Origin of the sequence: Acholeplasma granularum ATCC 19168 (assembly GCF_000526235.1) — a bacterium.
GTDB classification, from domain to species: domain Bacteria; phylum Bacillota_I; class Bacilli_A; order Acholeplasmatales; family Acholeplasmataceae; genus Acholeplasma; species Acholeplasma granularum.
On record NZ_JAFR01000010.1, the window covers coordinates 62927 to 79850 of the forward strand.

General features: G+C 28.5%; 11 protein-coding genes and 2 tRNA genes. 10 read left to right on the forward strand and 3 right to left on the reverse strand.

Annotated elements, in window-relative coordinates; genetic code table 11:
• The first annotated feature begins 23 nt into the window (after window positions 1–23).
• The 7 genes from G324_RS0104755 (at window position 24) to G324_RS0104785 (ending at window position 9341) form a co-directional block, all read left to right on the forward strand.
• Window positions 24–1397, forward strand: a complete 1374-nt coding sequence (locus tag G324_RS0104755; RefSeq protein WP_025725250.1) for a Wadjet anti-phage system protein JetA family protein — start codon at window positions 24–26, stop codon at window positions 1395–1397.
• Window positions 1397–2032: a DUF4194 domain-containing protein gene (locus G324_RS0104760; protein WP_025725251.1), complete on the forward strand. Its 636-nt coding sequence runs from the start codon at window positions 1397–1399 to the stop codon at window positions 2030–2032. Before G324_RS0104755 ends, G324_RS0104760 begins: the two co-directional genes overlap by 1 nt.
• Window positions 2010–5276: an ATP-binding protein gene (locus G324_RS0104765; protein ID WP_025725252.1), complete on the forward strand. Its 3267-nt coding sequence runs from the start codon at window positions 2010–2012 to the stop codon at window positions 5274–5276. The genes G324_RS0104760 and G324_RS0104765 overlap by 23 nt, the downstream gene beginning before the upstream one ends.
• A gap of 6 nt (window positions 5277–5282) precedes the next feature.
• The gene (ptsP, locus tag G324_RS0104770; RefSeq protein ID WP_025725253.1) at window positions 5283–6995 is read left to right on the forward strand and encodes a phosphoenolpyruvate--protein phosphotransferase; all 1713 of its coding nucleotides are present in this window, start codon (window positions 5283–5285) and stop codon (window positions 6993–6995) included.
• Between the two features lie 11 nt (window positions 6996–7006).
• Window positions 7007–7095: transfer RNA gene (locus G324_RS0104775), tRNA-Ser, on the forward strand.
• 829 nt (window positions 7096–7924) lie between these two features.
• Window positions 7925–8755: a ribonuclease III domain-containing protein gene (locus G324_RS0104780; protein ID WP_025725254.1), complete on the forward strand. Its 831-nt coding sequence runs from the start codon at window positions 7925–7927 to the stop codon at window positions 8753–8755.
• Window positions 8756–8888: 133 nt separating this feature from the next.
• Window positions 8889–9341, forward strand: a complete 453-nt coding sequence (locus G324_RS0104785) for a hypothetical protein (protein ID WP_025725255.1) — start codon at window positions 8889–8891, stop codon at window positions 9339–9341.
• A 635-nt stretch (window positions 9342–9976) separates the two neighbouring features.
• Here G324_RS0104785 and G324_RS0104790 read toward each other — a convergent pair.
• Together G324_RS0104790 and G324_RS0104795 are read right to left on the reverse strand one after the other, a co-directional pair.
• A complete protein-coding gene (locus G324_RS0104790; RefSeq protein ID WP_025725256.1) occupies window positions 9977–11146 on the reverse strand; it encodes a BaiN/RdsA family NAD(P)/FAD-dependent oxidoreductase in 1170 nt (389 codons plus the stop codon).
• Between the two features lie 109 nt (window positions 11147–11255).
• The gene (locus G324_RS0104795; RefSeq protein ID WP_025725257.1) at window positions 11256–12743 is read right to left on the reverse strand and encodes a glycoside hydrolase family 13 protein; all 1488 of its coding nucleotides are present in this window, start codon (window positions 12741–12743) and stop codon (window positions 11256–11258) included.
• Window positions 12744–12915: 172 nt separating this feature from the next.
• On the opposite strand from G324_RS0104795, the gene G324_RS07720 reads away from it, so the two are divergent.
• Entirely contained in the window at window positions 12916–13452 is a 537-nt protein-coding gene (locus G324_RS07720) for a DUF4234 domain-containing protein (protein WP_025725258.1), read from the forward strand.
• A gap of 60 nt (window positions 13453–13512) precedes the next feature.
• Window positions 13513–14637 (forward strand): GNAT family N-acetyltransferase, encoded by a 1125-nt coding sequence (locus G324_RS0104805; protein ID WP_025725259.1) that lies wholly within the window; start codon window positions 13513–13515, stop codon window positions 14635–14637.
• Window positions 14638–14690: 53 nt separating this feature from the next.
• Here the strand turns inward: G324_RS0104805 and G324_RS0104810 are convergent, their stop codons facing one another.
• Window positions 14691–16568 (reverse strand): heavy metal translocating P-type ATPase, encoded by a 1878-nt coding sequence (locus tag G324_RS0104810; RefSeq protein ID WP_051457533.1) that lies wholly within the window; start codon window positions 16566–16568, stop codon window positions 14691–14693.
• A gap of 242 nt (window positions 16569–16810) precedes the next feature.
• Between G324_RS0104810 and G324_RS0104815 the strand changes: the two genes are divergently transcribed.
• A tRNA-Val gene (locus G324_RS0104815) sits at window positions 16811–16885 on the forward strand.
• Window positions 16886–16924: the final 39 nt, after the last annotated feature.

Consider the following 16924-nt stretch of genomic DNA (forward strand, 5'->3'; position numbering starts at 1 on the left):
AAGACAATAGGAGGATAATTGTTTTGCACCTTTTTGATAATATACCCGAAACTTTTTTTAATGTCTTGTCTTCTCCAAATAAACATATATATGTTGATTGTCTATTTATTATATATGATGCTACAAACTCAATTGAAGATTCATTTCAAGGTGAACGTGGTTTTGTTATTGATAAATTAATTGATTATTTTGATGAATTAAAATCTGATTTTCATATTGATGATATAGAAAGTTCAACATCTCGTCAAAAATCAGTTGCAGTCATAAACGTATTAAAACAAAATGGATGGTTAGGCGAAGAAGAACTAGGTGATTATAAAACATCACTTAACTTATTTGACTATGCAATAAAAATAATAGATGTTTTAAAACGAATTAAAGACGGTGAAGAAACAGAATATACCGGTGAAATATATACAGTATATTCACTATTAACATCTTTTGATATTCATGATGGACTTACAATTATTGAACAAGCCTACAAAAAAGTTGAGGATGTTTTAAGAAAACTAAAAACATTAAAAGCTAATATTTATAGATACTATTTTGATTTAGTAAAAAGACAGAAAAAAGATGATCTTCAAAGTGTGTTAGAACGTTTATTAGTCGATTATAAGACTAACTTTTTTGATAGTGCATATTATCACTTAAAAACTACAGACTCACTACCAAGATATAAACGTCGTATTTTAGAAAGTATAAATGAAATTTACCAACATGATGCATATTTAGACACTCTTGCAAACCAAGCACTTGAAAAAAGACGTAAACATGACTTTAATGATGCATTTAACTATGTAGAAGAGCGTATTAGGTACATCAAAAATTCAGTTGATGCGATTGAATATTTAATAGAATCAATTGATGCTAAAAATGAATTATATATTAATGCTGCAGCATCAAAAATTATGTTCTTAACAAATACATCTGAGGACCTAGAAGGATTAATGAACCGTCTATTTAAACTTATATTAAGTCCTAAAAAGATTGATTATAGTCAAATATTTAATTTATTTAGAGCACGTAACTTAGATGAAAACTCGCTTCAAAGTTTAAGACGACCAAGAATTGATGCAGTGCCTGAAGAAGTTAATTATGACCAAGAAATTTCTGATGAAATAAAAGAAAGAAAAATGGCATCGCTATTAAAAGCGAATATATTTTCTAAAAAAGAAATTAATAATTACGTCACTTATTTATTGGATGGAGATTCAAAAATATTAGCAAGTCAAATTAATTTAGAATCTGATGATGACTTTGTTAAACTCATTTTAATATTCTTATTTAGCAAATCAATTGGCATGATATATGATGTTAGATTACTAAATTATGAGACACGTATTAATGAAATTAAATTCACAGAATTTGAAATATTCTTAAAAGGAAGTAGACGATAATGAATAAAAACCAAGCAATTAAAAAATTAAGTGAAGAGTTTGTAGTATTAAAAGAATCAGAAAAATTAGTTTTTTCTAGAATCGTCAACAAACTTCTTCAAGTCAACTTCATAACTAGAAAAAAAATAGCTGATGCCAATGACTACAGATTTATTTTGGCATATAAAGAATTATTTGATGCATACTTTAGTTTGTCAGATTTTGAACTCATTATTGAACGTCATGAAGAAGTAGTCTACATTAAAAATATTTCCAACTTTAATCATTTCAGGCTCAAAAAAGCAGAAAGCGTACTACTATTAATTATCCGCATGTTATATCAAGCTAAAATGGATGTTGTGACACTAGATGAGAATGTTGAAATCTATTTATCTGAAATCCATGATGAATTAACTAAGGTAGGATACCTTGATAATAAGAGAATGACTAAAGAAACCTTAAAACCGAGTCTACAACTATTAAGAAATTATAACATTATAGATTATATGGATCGTAAATTAAATGATGATGCAAGAATTAAAATATATCCTACAATTTTATTTGTTGTAAGAACAGATACAATTAAAGAACTACTTGATCAAATTGATCAATACACACAAGGGGGTAGTGACATTGAAGAAACTTTCGAAGATTAAACTAATCAATTGGCACTTATTTTCCGACCAAACAATCAAAATTGATGGTAACACATTAATCTCAGGCGAAAACGGTTCAGGAAAATCAACATTACTTGATGCACTCCAATATTTGCTAGTTGGTGGAAAATCTGGAGCTAAATTCAATATTGCTGCTACAGATGATGCAAAACGTACCCTAGAAGGTTATGTTAGAGGCCGTATTGGTGCTGAAAATAAAGAATTTATTCGTTCAGGTGATGTTGTTTCACATGTTGCTTTAGAATTTTACGATGAACAAACTGATGAATATGGTATTATTGGATCTTTATTAGAATTACCAAAAATGGGCACACTTAAAGAACGTTTTTATATGCTAAACAATTTAAATATTCATGATGGTATTTTTATGGATAAAAAAACTCCTAGAGATTATCGTTCGATGAAAGCTTATTTAAAAACTTTAGGGTATGAATTCCAGCCATTTGATACACAAAGACAATATAGAGATGCGCTTGCTAGATACTTTGGTATAGATGCTAAAAAATATGCTAAGATTTTACCTAAAGCACTAGCATTTAGACCAATCGATTTACAATCGTTTGTTTTTGAGTTTTTACTTGATGATGAACCAATTGATATCCAAAGTCTAAAAAATAATGTCACACAACTCAAACGTGTTGAAGGTCAAATCCGTCTTGATCGTGAAAAGTTAGAAAAATTAGATAAAATTATTACACTAGGTGAATCCCTTAATCAAAATTTAGAACAAATTAAAATTAATGAATTAATTGATCAAATGTCGTTTATTGAAAAAAGAGAGGCATTTTTAAATCATTCAGAGGATTTACTCGATAAAGTAAATAGTAAATACGAAGTATTAAAACGTCAAAAAGATGAATTAGACAGCAAGATTCATTCAAATGATGAATCAATTTTAGAATTAGAAACATCTAGACAAAATGATGATGTGACGCGTACCTTAAGTAATTTAAAAGAGCAACTTAATAATAAGGGTAACCAATACAACGAACAAAAAGAAATAGTAAGTGATTTAAAACAAACCCTAAATAGAGAGGTATCTCTCTTCCAAGATTTTGTTCAATTAAATCCGAACACGAATATTTCAGCCTTTTTAAAATACTATACATCTCATGAAGAAAACTCAAATACATTAGAGCTTACAAGTTACATAGAAGGTGCTGCTAGTGCTGCAAGTGGCTATTTAAATGCACTTCAATTAGAAAAAGCCAACTTAGAAAAAAGAAGAAATGAAATCTTAAATGATTTAAGAATTGCTGAATCAAGACTTCAAGCCCTAAGAAAAAACATTAAAACATATCCAAGAAACGTTCAACAACTTATGGATCTCATTAATGAAGAACTTTCAAATTATTATAAAAAAGAAGTTCGTGTACGACCATTTTCAGATTTAATTGAAATTAAAGATGAATCTTGGCGTGATGCAGTTGAGGGGTATTTAAACACTAGACGATTTGACTTGATTATTGATCCACTTTACTTCAATGATGCTCTTGAAGTATATGATAGGGTTAAAAATGAGTTTCAAATCTATGGAGTAGGTTTAGTTAATACTGCAAAAATAGGCGAATATACAACCTCGCTACCAAATAGTTTGGCATCTAAAGTCACAACTGATCACCCACATGCTAAAAACTATGTAAACATGACTATGGGTTTAGTTGTTACTGTAGAAAACTTAAATGAATTAAGAAATCATTCACGTTCAATTACCAGAAGTGCAATGACATATTCAAACCATACAGCAAGACAAATCAATCCAAGACTATATGATGTACCTTATATTGGACAATCATCAACTGCAATCCAAGTTGAAATGGATACAAAGTTAGTTAATGAACTTAAATCCGATTTAGATAAAATTACAAAAGAATTAGAAAAAAATCAGTTTGCTTTAAGAATACTTAATCAATCTAAATTAAATCATATTGTCGCATCTAATCAAGTTAGATACTTTGAATCTATTAAAGATACAAGAAAAGCTTATATTGAACTAGAAAGTAAAGTACAAAGTTTACAAAGTAATCCAAAGATTACCGAACTTGAAATGCAACTTGAAGCAGAACGTAATAAGAAAAGACAACTTCGTTTAGATTATGAAAGATTAGCTGATCAAATGGCTGACGCACGAAGTGAAAAAACACGAATTCTAGAACAAATTGATAGTTCTAGAGATGACTTAAATGAATATTTAAAAGAGCAAAAACAGTGGAGTCAAAAATATCCAACACTTTTACCTGTAGCTTATACACAATTTGCTGCTTTAAAAGAAAGATTCCAATTAAATTATGATTTAATTTCTAGAGATTTAGCACAATCTACTATACAAATACAATCTCAAAATGCTCGTGCAGAATCAGATGTTATAAATTTAATGCGTCAGTACATAACAAATTATCATTTTGGTGCGGCACCAGATTTAAGTGAATTAATTGAGTTTGAAAAAGAATATGTACTCATTAAAGACAATAACCTCATGAAATACGAACAAGAAGCAATTGACTTAAGAAAAGCTTCAGAAGTAGGATTTAGAGAAGAATTTGTTGGTAAATTACGTGCAGGTATTGAAGCTGCACAAATTCAAATATCTGAACTAAATCTAGCATTAAGCGGTAAAAGATTTGGTACAGATAGTTATGAAATCATTACAAGACCATCTGATAACCCTGAATTTAGAACATATTATGATATTATAATGGATTCAGATGCTGTAGCAACGCATTCATTATTTACAGAAAACCTAAGCAAACGTAAAGAAATAGTCTTGATGGAACTGTTTAATAAAATTGCATCTTTTGATCCTGAAAATGATAAATTTGCACTACAGTTTTTAGACTATAGATATTACATGAGTTATGATATAGAGGTTACAAGTGAAAATGGTAATAAATCTTACTTTAGTAAAGTTAGTAAAGAAAAATCTGGTGGGGAAACTCAAGTTCCATTCTACATTGTTATTGCAGCAAGTTTCCAACAACTCTTAAGTAAAAATAAACGTATTGATTCTGGATGTATGGTTTTATTTGATGAGGCATTTAATAACATGGATGAATCAAGAATTGATGCAATGATGAAGTTCTATAATTCATTAAGCATTCAATTATTTATTGCAGTACCACCTCAAAGAGTAAGTAATATTATTAACTATGTAACAACATCACTTGCAATTGTAAAAGATAATGATTTTGCAATTGTTGAAGCATTTAAACGTGAGGTTATTTAACTATTTATGAAAAAAATTAAAGGAATTCCGGTTTCATCTGGCATAGCAATTGCAAAAATACATCATCTAAATGAGACTTTAAACGTTTCAAGTAGTCGTTATGCAACTAATAAGGATTACGAACTTCTAAGACTAACTGAAGCGATTAAAGATGCTAATTTTGAACTTGAGGGGTTAGTGGAACAGGCAAGTCAAAGAATTGGTACTGAGCATGCCCAAATTTTTAGTGCACAACAAGCAATGCTAAATGACCCGGAAGTCTTTAATAATGCTAAAACAAAAATTATGGATTTTAATTTAGAGGCATCATTCGCATTTAAACAAACAATGTCAGAGATGATCGACTTATTTGAACTATCTAACAATCCATATATTCAGGCTCGTATTCCAGATTTAAAAGATATTATTAAACGTATGTTAAGAATACTAAATGATGATGTTTTAACAACAGAAATATTTACTGAAGATATTATACTAACAGCAGATGACTTACTACCATCTCAAACACTTCATTTAGACACTAAACATATTAAGGGAATTCTAATTGAGGTTGGATCTAAAACAAGTCATTCAGCGATACTTGCAAGAAATTTAGGTATACCTGCCATAACAGGGATTACTGTATCAGAATTAACTGATGGCACAATAGCTATCATTGATGGAGAAAATGGCACATTAATTTTATCTCCTGACGATCAAACTATTGAAGTCTACAAAGAAAAATTAGAAACAGAAAAAAAGAAAAAAAATATCTATAAACAAACAAAGGATGAAGTGGCAACTACAAAGGATGGCACAGTCATTCATGTAGCTGCAAATGTTGGCTTAAAAGAAGATGTTGAAGCAGCTATGTACTTTAGTTCTGAAGGTATTGGTTTACTGAGAACTGAAAATCAATATATGCATTCTAAGACCTTTCCAACAGAAAATGAACTTAAAGAATTTTATCTTTATAGTTCGGAAAAATTTAATAAGCATGAGGTTGTAATTAGAACATTAGATATTGGTGGAGACAAAAATTTAAGTTACCTAAACATGAGAAAAGAATTAAATCCATTTTTAGGTAATAGAGCCATACGTTATAGTTTATCCTATCCTTCTTTATTAGAAACTCAACTTCGCGCAATTTTAAAAGCAAATATACATAATAATATTAAAATAATGTTTCCAATGATTTCTAATTTAGAGGAACTTTTAGAAGCAAAAAGAATTTTAAATGTTACAATAGATAAACTAAAAAACGAAGGAATAGAAGTTTTTATGCCAAAAATTGGTATCATGGTAGAAGTACCATCAACAGCATTTGGCATAGAAAAGTTCTTGCCACATTTAGACTTTATTAGTATTGGTACAAACGATTTAATACAATACTTATTTGCTGCTGATAGAATGAATGATAAAGTTGTACATCTTTATCAACCGTATCATCCAATATTGCTTAAAACATTAAAGTATATCGTTGACAAGGCTAACGAATTTGGTATAATAGTTAGCGTATGTGGTGAAATGGCTAGTCATAAGGCACAAAGTTTACTATTAATTGGCTTAGGAATCAGAAATTTAAGTATGCATGCAAACTTAATACCTGAAATTAAATACATTATAAGAAAATCTTCATTAGACATTTTAGAAACCATCATAGAAACATCATTAATGCTTGATCATAACAGTCAAGTTGAAGCGCTTATTTTAAATTATTTAAAGGAACTTAATTTATAAGTTCCTAAAATGGAACAATACTCAAGAGGCTGAAGAGGCACGCTTGGAAAGCGTGTAGGGTGTTAAAGCCGCGAGGGTTCAAATCCCTCTTGTTCCGCCATAAAATTTTTGACAGTGTTGATACAATTGTATTAACTTAATAAATTTTGAAAATAGGGAGATAATCCCTTTTTTCTTTGTAAAATATTATAAGATAATTCATTTTATAAAAGTGATTCATAGGTATACTATTTTTTAAGATTAATAAAAACACGAAAGTCAAAAAAACGAAAGAGTTAGTAAGATTTTACGGGAATACAGAACTTATAAATAATATAATAAAAGAATAGGAATGAAAACAAGAAAACTAAATTATTTTATTTTGTATATTTTTATTACTACTTTATGCTTTACTTATTGTAACCAGTGTTGGATTATTTCTAACAATTTACTTTAATGGTTTTGTTCAAAGAACATATTTTGTAACACACTTTATAATCTTATCTACTGGATTAATAGTTTCTTTAGTATTAATAATTCTCAGACATATACAATTAAATAAATATATAAAATTTGTATAAAGATGAATAATCTGTGTTTAATATAAGTGATATGAAATCTTATCTGGAACATATTAAATGAATAGTTTAAAAGCAATCTTGTAAAAACTTCTCTTTTCTCATTTATAGACAAAAATTTAAACAAGTGATAAAATATAATTGTCCGATGGAAGTATTAGTTTACTCAAAGTATTTTAGTAACTGTATTTATCTTGACTCCTCTATGCGAGTGGTAGAGTTTAGATAGATAAACTTACAAATATTATTTTGATCAAATTAAGACTAAAGCTATTGAGGTTAATATACTTACTGCTAGAAGTGGGTAACTCTTATCGGCATTGGTCTTTTTTGTTTCCTCTCGGACAAATAAAATAATTGGAGGAAATCAAAATGAAAATGCAAGATTTACGTGAACACTTAGATGATGTTCAAAAAAAGATTGACTACTGGTTTGATAATACTGACTTGCTTTTACAAGCTTTTACCCGTAGTTCTTACTCATCACAATATGGTGGTGAAAATAATGAAGTACTAGAATTTTTAGGTGATAAAGTTCTAGATTATTGTGTAGTAAAAGTTATCTCAGATAGATTTGGTTTTTTAAAATCTCAATCTAACTTCTATGATAAAGAGAATGATCTTAATGAGTACTGTATTATTGCTCATAAGAATGAAGCAGATTTTACAGAAATAAAGAAACAAATTGTATCTAACGAAACACTCGCAAAATCAATTGATAAACTAGGTTTTTTTAAGTATATGTATTTAGGGGATACAGATCTAGAAAATCCTAAGTTCAAAGAAAATCTAATCAAGGTTAAGGCAGACCTTTTTGAAGCAATACTTGGTGCGGTTGCAATAGACAGTGATTGGAATCAAGATGAACTTCAAAATGTGGTTGAGTTTATGCTTCAGATAGATAACTTTCTAGCAGATGTTGATACTGAGGAGCCAAGACCATCAAAATTTCAATTAGAGAATGCAGTAACTACCCTAAAAGAACTGGCAGAAAAAGGTAGATGCTCTATTCCTGAATACTATCAATCAGAAGAACAGGTCTTGGTGGATGATGGAAGAATGATGTGGGAGTGTACTTGTTATATTAGAAGCTGGGCTGTTAAACAAACTGCTTATGCAACATCAAAAAAAGTAGCAAAGAGATATGCTGCTTATCTTGTTCTTTGTGATTACTTTGGTTTACCAGATGAATTTGTTCTATAGTTGAGCTAAGTTTTAGATTGAATATATAAACACTAGTTAATTGTTGATATGATATAATTAATACAAAGAACATATAAACAAAAAAATGGTATCAGTTAATATTTAAATTGAAAAACTAGAGGGGGGGACAAGAATGAAATTAACTAATAAATATGCTAGTAAATTTTATTTTATTTTTTTTGTCATTTTTTTATTCTTTGCTTTATTTATTTTCTTTTTGTATTCAGGAAAATATGAGGATAAGATTATTTTATTAAGTATATTTTCATTAATTAGTTTTTTATTGTTAATTATTGCTATAATTAATTTGTCAATGTTCATTAAGATCACTGATAAAATAATAGTTAATAAGATATTTAAAACTACTATTTTGGATTTTGAAGATATAAAAATTATTGAACTTAAAACAGAGTACCCACATAGAGGTGGTATTTATACTGCAATTGGTTTAAAATTTAATAAGGTCTTGATCGAAACGAAATCAAAAAAATATGTTTATAAATATGTAGGGAATCAGAATTCAAAGTTTTGGATGGAAGTAAAAAAGAATGTGAGAGTTACTGGTATTATTAAAGAAACCTATTAACTTTACTATTGAAAATTAGGTTAAAAATTTTTACAGGGGTACGAAATTGTATCAAAATAGTCGCCCTAACGCATACTAGAACAATATTGTTGATACAATAGTATCGACTTAATATAATAGAAAAATAGGGAGTAATCCCTTTTTTCTTTATTAAAATCCCTATTTCTAGAAGGTTTAAGTTTATGAGTCACTTTATGAATGTGATTTGTAAACATTTTACTTTTATCAAGCCATTTTTTGGTGTTAGTCTTGTTTAAATATAAGTAATTAAATTGATACTATTTAACAATTTGATAGATGTTTACATAATTATCAAATTAACTTTAATCATAATTAATCTTGATAAGAAAGTTAGTTATTTTTTTCTTTCGTAAGAGTTTAATCTGTTATGAATTAAGAAGAATATATTGGACTTCATTAAGTCCTAAGAAGTGTTAAATGATATATAGAAAAATGATATAATAATAATTACATTGACAATTATTCTAATAATAGATATAAAAATAGGATGTATTGTATTGTAAAAAAGATGTTAGTAGTTTTTTATCTACTAACATCTTACACATACAATCATTCTTTTTTTATTCCTATATGTTGTCAATTGTAATTGTTATATTAAAAAAATATATCAAATATTAAAATAAATTTACATTTTTACCAGCAGTAAATCCTGTAGAAAATGCAGAAGTGATATTAAACCCACCTGTAAAAGCATTTATGTCTAAAACTTCTCCACAAAAAGATATATATGGATTTATTTTTGAGACCATAGTTTTAGGATCTACCTCTTTGACTGCTACACCACCATTTGTAACAAAGGCAGCTGGGAAACCTCTTGTTGTATAACATGTCATTGAAAAATCTTTTAACATCTTTAAATAATTTATGCCAGCTTTATCTTTACAATAATCAACTAATCTTTTAGGAACATTATGGTCTTTAAAAACTTCATCAATTTGATTAGCTTTTTCCAATTCTTCTAAACGTAGTTTAGGTATAAAATCGATTGATAAATTAATAGGTTCATCGGATTTTTCTAACAAATTTAAAACATAAAATGATCCACGAAGTGCTGCTGGACCTGATAATCCAAAATGAGTAATTAATAAATCATGAGTAATAGTTTTTTTAATTTTTTTGCCATCATATACGGATAGACTTACATCCTTAAATGATAATCCTTGTAAGGTTTTATCATGAATAAATGTATCATTAGATACCAAAGGTACCTCAGCTGGAAGTAGTTTAGTTATGGAATGTCCAAACTTTTTGGCTAAGCGATGTCCTGTACCATCACTACCTGTTTGTGGTAATGTAATACCGCCAGTAGCAATAATTAAATGCTGGTACTTAAAAGACTCATCATTTATTACGATTTTTTTGTGTTCAACATCAACATCGGTAACAAAACTGTTTAACCGCACTTGAATATTTAATGATCTTATTTTGTTTTTTAAAGTATCAACGATATCTTGAGCTTTGTTTGATTGTGGAAACATCCTAAAATGATCTTCCTCTTTAAGCTTGCAGTTCATTTGCTCAAAAAAATCAATAATATCAGTAGGACCAAAAGTATTTAATGTGGAATATAAAAATCTACCATTTTTTGGTATATATTCTATAACTTCATCAACTGGCATATTAGCAGTTACATTACATCTACCACCACCAGTTAGTTTCATTTTTGTTCCTAAGTCTTTATTACGCTCAATGAGTATAACATCATAATTTTTGTGGTGTAGTTTTGCAGATATAGCAGCCATCATACCAGCTGGTCCACCACCTATAATAATAATTGGATTCATATAGTTTTCCTTAATAAATATATAAAACCATTTTACCATGTGAAAGAAGAACTACAAAACAATGTAATTTTATTATCAAAAAAACCTTCAAATAACTAACTTAAGTTAACTATACTCGTTTATATGGTGTATAACTTTTATCTACTTTAGTTCTTGGTTTAAAGACAACAAATCCATAAGGTTCAAGACTGAACTCAATTAATCCAGCAAGTAAAGTAAAAGGTTCTATATTACCAAGAATAATATCAAAACCACTGTAATTCATTAATCTTGAATCCCTTAACATTACGGTTTCCTTTACAAAATTATTTGTAGGGTTTATTACAATAATACAAGAATCCTTAATGTCATCAGTTACTCTCATAAAAGCAAACAATTGATTAGCCTCAATAGGTATGAAGTCTCCTATTTTTAATGCAATATGTTTGTTATGTAAATCTATTAATGTCTTCGTCCAAATTAATGTTTTATTTTCTTCATTTAAAAGTTCCCAGTTCATCGGCGCTCTATTTAAAGGATCTTGACCACCATCCATACCTAGTTCAGTTCCATAATATAAATTAGGTGAACCAGGTAAAGTAAATTGTAATAATTGAGCAAGTTGTTGTAGTTTATAAGACTCTAAAAGGTTTTTTAATCTTGGAACATCATGATTATCAATCACATTCCAAGATTTTAAAATCGGTTCAATTCTAGCATCAGTTATTGTAGTTGAAATCATTTTAAGTGCAGTATTTGAAGTAATCTCACCACGTAAAAGTCTTAAAATGATTTCTCTGAAAGTAAAATTCATCACACCATCAATAGAGTTTAACCATTTTTCTGGATAGTTCCAAATCTCGCCTACTATCATTACATCATTTTTTTCTAATCGTGCATGGTTTCTCAAATCATTTAATATTTCAAAACCAATATCAAATGCAACATCTAATCGCCAACCATCAATACCTTGTCTAATATAAGAACGAATGACGGAATCTTTATTTCGATAAATATAATCTTTTACCTCAGGATGTTCTAAATTAAGTTCTGGTAGGCTTGGAGCATCAGCCCAAAGTCTAACACCTCTAGGATAGCTATCATTAAAATCAAAGAAGTGTCTAAAACCAGAATTTGTTAATGCTTTTTGAAACATAGGATTATTTATACCGACATGATTAAAAACACCATCTAACATGATTTTCATATCTAAATCATGAACATGTTTAATTAACTCAACTAGATCTTGATTCGTGCCAAATTCTTTAGAGATTTCTAAGTAGTTTGTAGCATCATACTTATGGTTAGATAAAGATTCACAAATTGGATTTAAATACAGTACGTTAACACCTAAATTTTTTATATAATTTAGTTTTCCATTTAGACTATTTAAATCACCACCCCAAAAATCAAGTTCATGACTCCAATATCTATGTTCTTCGATGAAATTACCTGGTTTAGGTAATGTATCCCATGTATGTAGTTTTTTTGGATATTTATATAGATCTTTTTTACCTTCTAAATTATTAGAAGGACTAAATCTGTCAACCAATACTTGATAAACGATTGCACCATTACGCCAATCTTTTAAACGTTTAATAAACTTATTTTTATCCATGTAGATCACCTCATATATTTATTATATATTCGATTTATAATAAACAACCAATTATATGTGCAGCATGATTAGGTAAGCGGTTTCATTTTATTGAATTAGAGTGGACAAAATAAAAAAAATTAATGTTATAATTGAATTAACGCATTAAAGCGAAAAAAGAAGGGGAATTAAAATGAATAATTTATCTACAAATAGGGGACTATTGGTTTATATCTTTTTTTCTGTAATTACGCTTGGAATATATCCATTGTATATAATTCATGCTTTTGCAAAAGAAACAAATATAGCATGTAATAATGATGGAAAACGTACAAGTGGATTACTAAAATATATACTATTTTCTATCATTACGTTTGGTATATATAGCATCATATGGCAGGTCATGTTGATTGAAAGAAGAAAATCATACATTGAAACAAATGGTAAAATTAATAACATTACCACTTTATTTTTTGTATTATCATTGCTTTTTGGATGGTTGACTTTTGGTATCTTAACATTAATTGCATATTCAAAATATATTAACCAACAAAATATAGTTAATGCGATATATAACGGTAATAAGTCAGGAATATATGAAACACCTAGAAATGGTGTAAATAAAAGTTTAGAGCAACGTTTACAAGAAATTGATAAATTACTAACATCTGGTAAGATTAATAATGATGAATACAAAGAATTAAGAAGTAAAGTGATAAATACAATCTAGTATAAAATTAATATATAAGATATTGTGATTTGAATAAATAAAGATTTATAAGAGGTACACATGGATATAGTTATTAAAGTAGTTGAATCTAAAAAAGAGGCTAAAGCATTTACGGAATTTCCAAATAAACTTTTCAAAGATGTTGAAGCGTTTGTTCCAGCACTATCATTTGATGAATTAAATGTATTTGATAAAGTTAAAAATCCAGCACATGAATACTGTGAAAGTATTAGATTTTTAGCTTATCGTAATAAAAAAATAGTTGGTCGAATTGCAGGAATTATCAATCATAAATATAATAAAGAGTTTGAAACGAAAATTGTTAGATTTTCTAGAATAGATATGATAGATGATATAAAAGTTACCGAAAAACTAATTAAAACTATTGAAACATGGGGTCACTCTAAAGGCATGAATCAAATTATTGGTCCAATTGGATTTACTGATATGGATCGTATGGGGTTATTAGTTGAGGGCTTCGAATATTTAAATATGTTCATTACTATATGGAATCCACCTTATTACCTTGAACATTTAGAAAAAATAGGTTTTATTAAAGATGTCGATTGGATAGAATCCATAATTCCTTGGCCAAAAGAGTTACCAGAAAAAGTTCAAAGGGGTGCTGAAATTGTAAGGCGCCGCTTTGGCTATGAATTAGTAAAAATTAAAAAAATAAAAGAACTTGATAAATATGTATATGATGCATTTGATGTATATAATGAAGCATTTAGTGAACTATACGGATTTTATCCACTCTCAAAGTCTGTAATGGAATATTATATTAAACAAGTAAAATCGCTTGTGAAACTAGATTTTCTTTGGTTTGTTTTAGATAAAGAAAAAAAAGTAATCGCACTAGGTCTTATGATGCCTAGTCTTGCACTTGCAAATAAGAAGAATAATGGTAAACTTTTCCCATTTGGATTTATACGACTTTTAAGAAGTTTGAAGAAATTTAATACCATTGATTTTTATTTTATTGCTGTTGATCCTGAACATCAAGGAAAAGGAGTTATCACCTTGATAATGGAAGACGGTATTAAAAATGGTATTAAATATGGTGTTGTTCAAGCATTAACAGGACCAGAACTTGAAAATAATGTCAAAATTCAATCACAATGGAAAGATTATAACCCAACATTATACAAACGAAGAAGATGTTTGATTAAAGATATTAATTAAGTAAAAAAACCTACAGATTATAAATTTGTAGGTTTTTTATTAATCAAAAATTATTATTTTTTTAATAACATTCTTAATCCATTTAGAATTACAAGAATTGTAGACCCTTCGTGAGCAACGACTCCAAATGGTAAATTAACTAATCCAAAGATATTAAAGGATAATAATGTTAGGATAATGGCAATTGAAAAGGTCATATTTTGGTAGACAATAACCTGATTAGCTTTAGATATTCTAAATAATCGATCAATATTATTTAAGTTGTTATTCATAAAAATTACATCTGCTGTCTCAAGTGAAACATCTGTGCCAGTACCCATAGCTGCACCAATATCTGCAATAGCTAATGCTGGAGCATCGTTAATCCCATCACCAACCATCATTACTTTACCATACTTAGTTTGTAGTTTTTTGACATGTTCACTTTTTTCATTAGGTAAAGCACCAGCAATGACATGTTCAATACCAACAGCTTTTGCTATTGCCTTAGCTGTTTGCTCATTATCACCTGTAAGTAAAACGGGCATAATATTTTGATCAATTAAATTATCAATCATTTTTCTTACATCTGGGCGAAGTTTATCCATTAGAGAAATAAAACCAATTAAATCATTATTAAGAATAATTTGAACAATTGAATGTCCAAGATTTTGATGTTCTAACATTTTTGATTCAACAAGATAAGTATCTTTATAACTGAATTTACCTACTTGATATGTATACGTACTATCAACAGTATAAGACATTCCCATTCCTGGAATTTCATCTACCTTTATTGCTTGATATGTTGATTCATTCTGAAGGTGTGTAGTTATTGCATTTGCTAATGGATGATTTGATAGTTTCTCCATAGAATAGACGATATCTAAAATTTCTTTTTTATTTAAGGAAGCATCAATATAAACACTTTCAACAACAGGTTTTCCTTCAGTAATAGTTCCAGTCTTATCAAATACAACGACATTAATTTTACTTAAAGCCTCTAAATGTTGTCCACCTTTAATGAGTATTCTATGTCTTGCAGCATTAGATAAGGTAGATAACATTGTTGGCGCAACACTAGCAACTAAAGCACAAGGAGAACCAACAACTAAAACAACAGTACCTCTATAGAACGCATCATTAAAATTCCAAATATTAAGTAAAGGTGGAATAATCATAAATCCTAATGCTAGAAGTAGTACAAAATACACATACCATTTTTCTATTTTTTCAATTCTAGTTTGTTGTTTACCTTGATTTTCTTGAGCTGCTGTAACTAAATCAATTATTTTGTTAACAACGAACTCTTCAGGTGATACAGTAATTTTTATTAAAATAGGTGAATTAAGATTATAAGTACCTGCAAAAACTTGATCACCTAAATCTTTATTAACTGGCATTGATTCACCTGTAATAGCCGCTTGATTGATTGCAGTTTGTCCGCGAGTAATAACACCATCAACTGGTACTGCATCACCAACTTTAACAATAACTACATCACCTTTTTTAAGGTCTTTAACGGAAACTTGAGTTTCTATGCCATCGTTATAAAGTGTTGCTAAATCTGGAGAAATGTTTAGTAATGATGTTAATTCTTTTTGGGATTTGTTATGTGCAAATGTTTCTAATAAACCAGATACCGCAAAAATCATAATTAGAAGTGCTGCTTCAGCTGGATTACCTATAATAAATGCTGCTAAAGCTGCAATTATCATTAGTATTTCAACATTTAATGCTTTATTTGCAATTGTTTCTTCAACACCTTCTTTTGCTTTAAAAAAACCTCCAAGTAAAAATGAAATACCATACATGATAACAAGGATAGTAGGTGTCTTACCATCTACATCTGGTAATATCGTTTGATGTAGTATGAGGGATGTGATAATTAATATCACTGAGATAGTTACTACAGTAAACTCAATATTTAATTTGTTAAATAACTTTTTCATAAGATGCCTCTTTCTGTAATTTGATAGTAATAATCTACCACCATTCAAATTTATTAGCAAGTTATTTATATAAAAAAAGGTCTTATTTATAATAATTATATATTAAAAAGTGCTATTTAAAATAATTATAAATATCAAGTTATATAATATATATATTTTAAACATGTTGTTAAATAAACTACCACTTACAATTGATAATCATATTTATATATGTTAAAATAGTTTTGCGTCAATTTATGGATGCACAGTTAGCTCAGCGGGAGAGCACCTGCTTGACGTGCAGGGGGTCACAAGTTCAATCCTTGTACTGTGCACCATTTTTTTTATTTTAATATGCTAGTTAATGACTTGTTTTT

Coding starts and splice junctions, on each gene's coding strand:
- G324_RS0104760 (WP_025725251.1), top strand. CDS start 1,397: ATGAATAAAAACCAAGCAATTAAAAAATTAAGTGAAGAGTTTGTAGTA.
- ptsP (WP_025725253.1), top strand. CDS start 5,283: ATGAAAAAAATTAAAGGAATTCCGGTTTCATCTGGCATAGCAATTGCA.
- G324_RS0104780 (WP_025725254.1), top strand. CDS start 7,925: ATGAAAATGCAAGATTTACGTGAACACTTAGATGATGTTCAAAAAAAG.
- G324_RS0104785 (WP_025725255.1), top strand. CDS start 8,889: ATGAAATTAACTAATAAATATGCTAGTAAATTTTATTTTATTTTTTTT.
- G324_RS0104790 (WP_025725256.1), bottom strand. CDS start 11,146: ATGAATCCAATTATTATTATAGGTGGTGGACCAGCTGGTATGATGGCT.
- G324_RS0104795 (WP_025725257.1), bottom strand. CDS start 12,743: ATGGATAAAAATAAGTTTATTAAACGTTTAAAAGATTGGCGTAATGGT.
- G324_RS07720 (WP_025725258.1), top strand. CDS start 12,916: ATGAATAATTTATCTACAAATAGGGGACTATTGGTTTATATCTTTTTT.
- G324_RS0104805 (WP_025725259.1), top strand. CDS start 13,513: ATGGATATAGTTATTAAAGTAGTTGAATCTAAAAAAGAGGCTAAAGCA.
- G324_RS0104810 (WP_051457533.1), bottom strand. CDS start 16,568: ATGAAAAAGTTATTTAACAAATTAAATATTGAGTTTACTGTAGTAACT.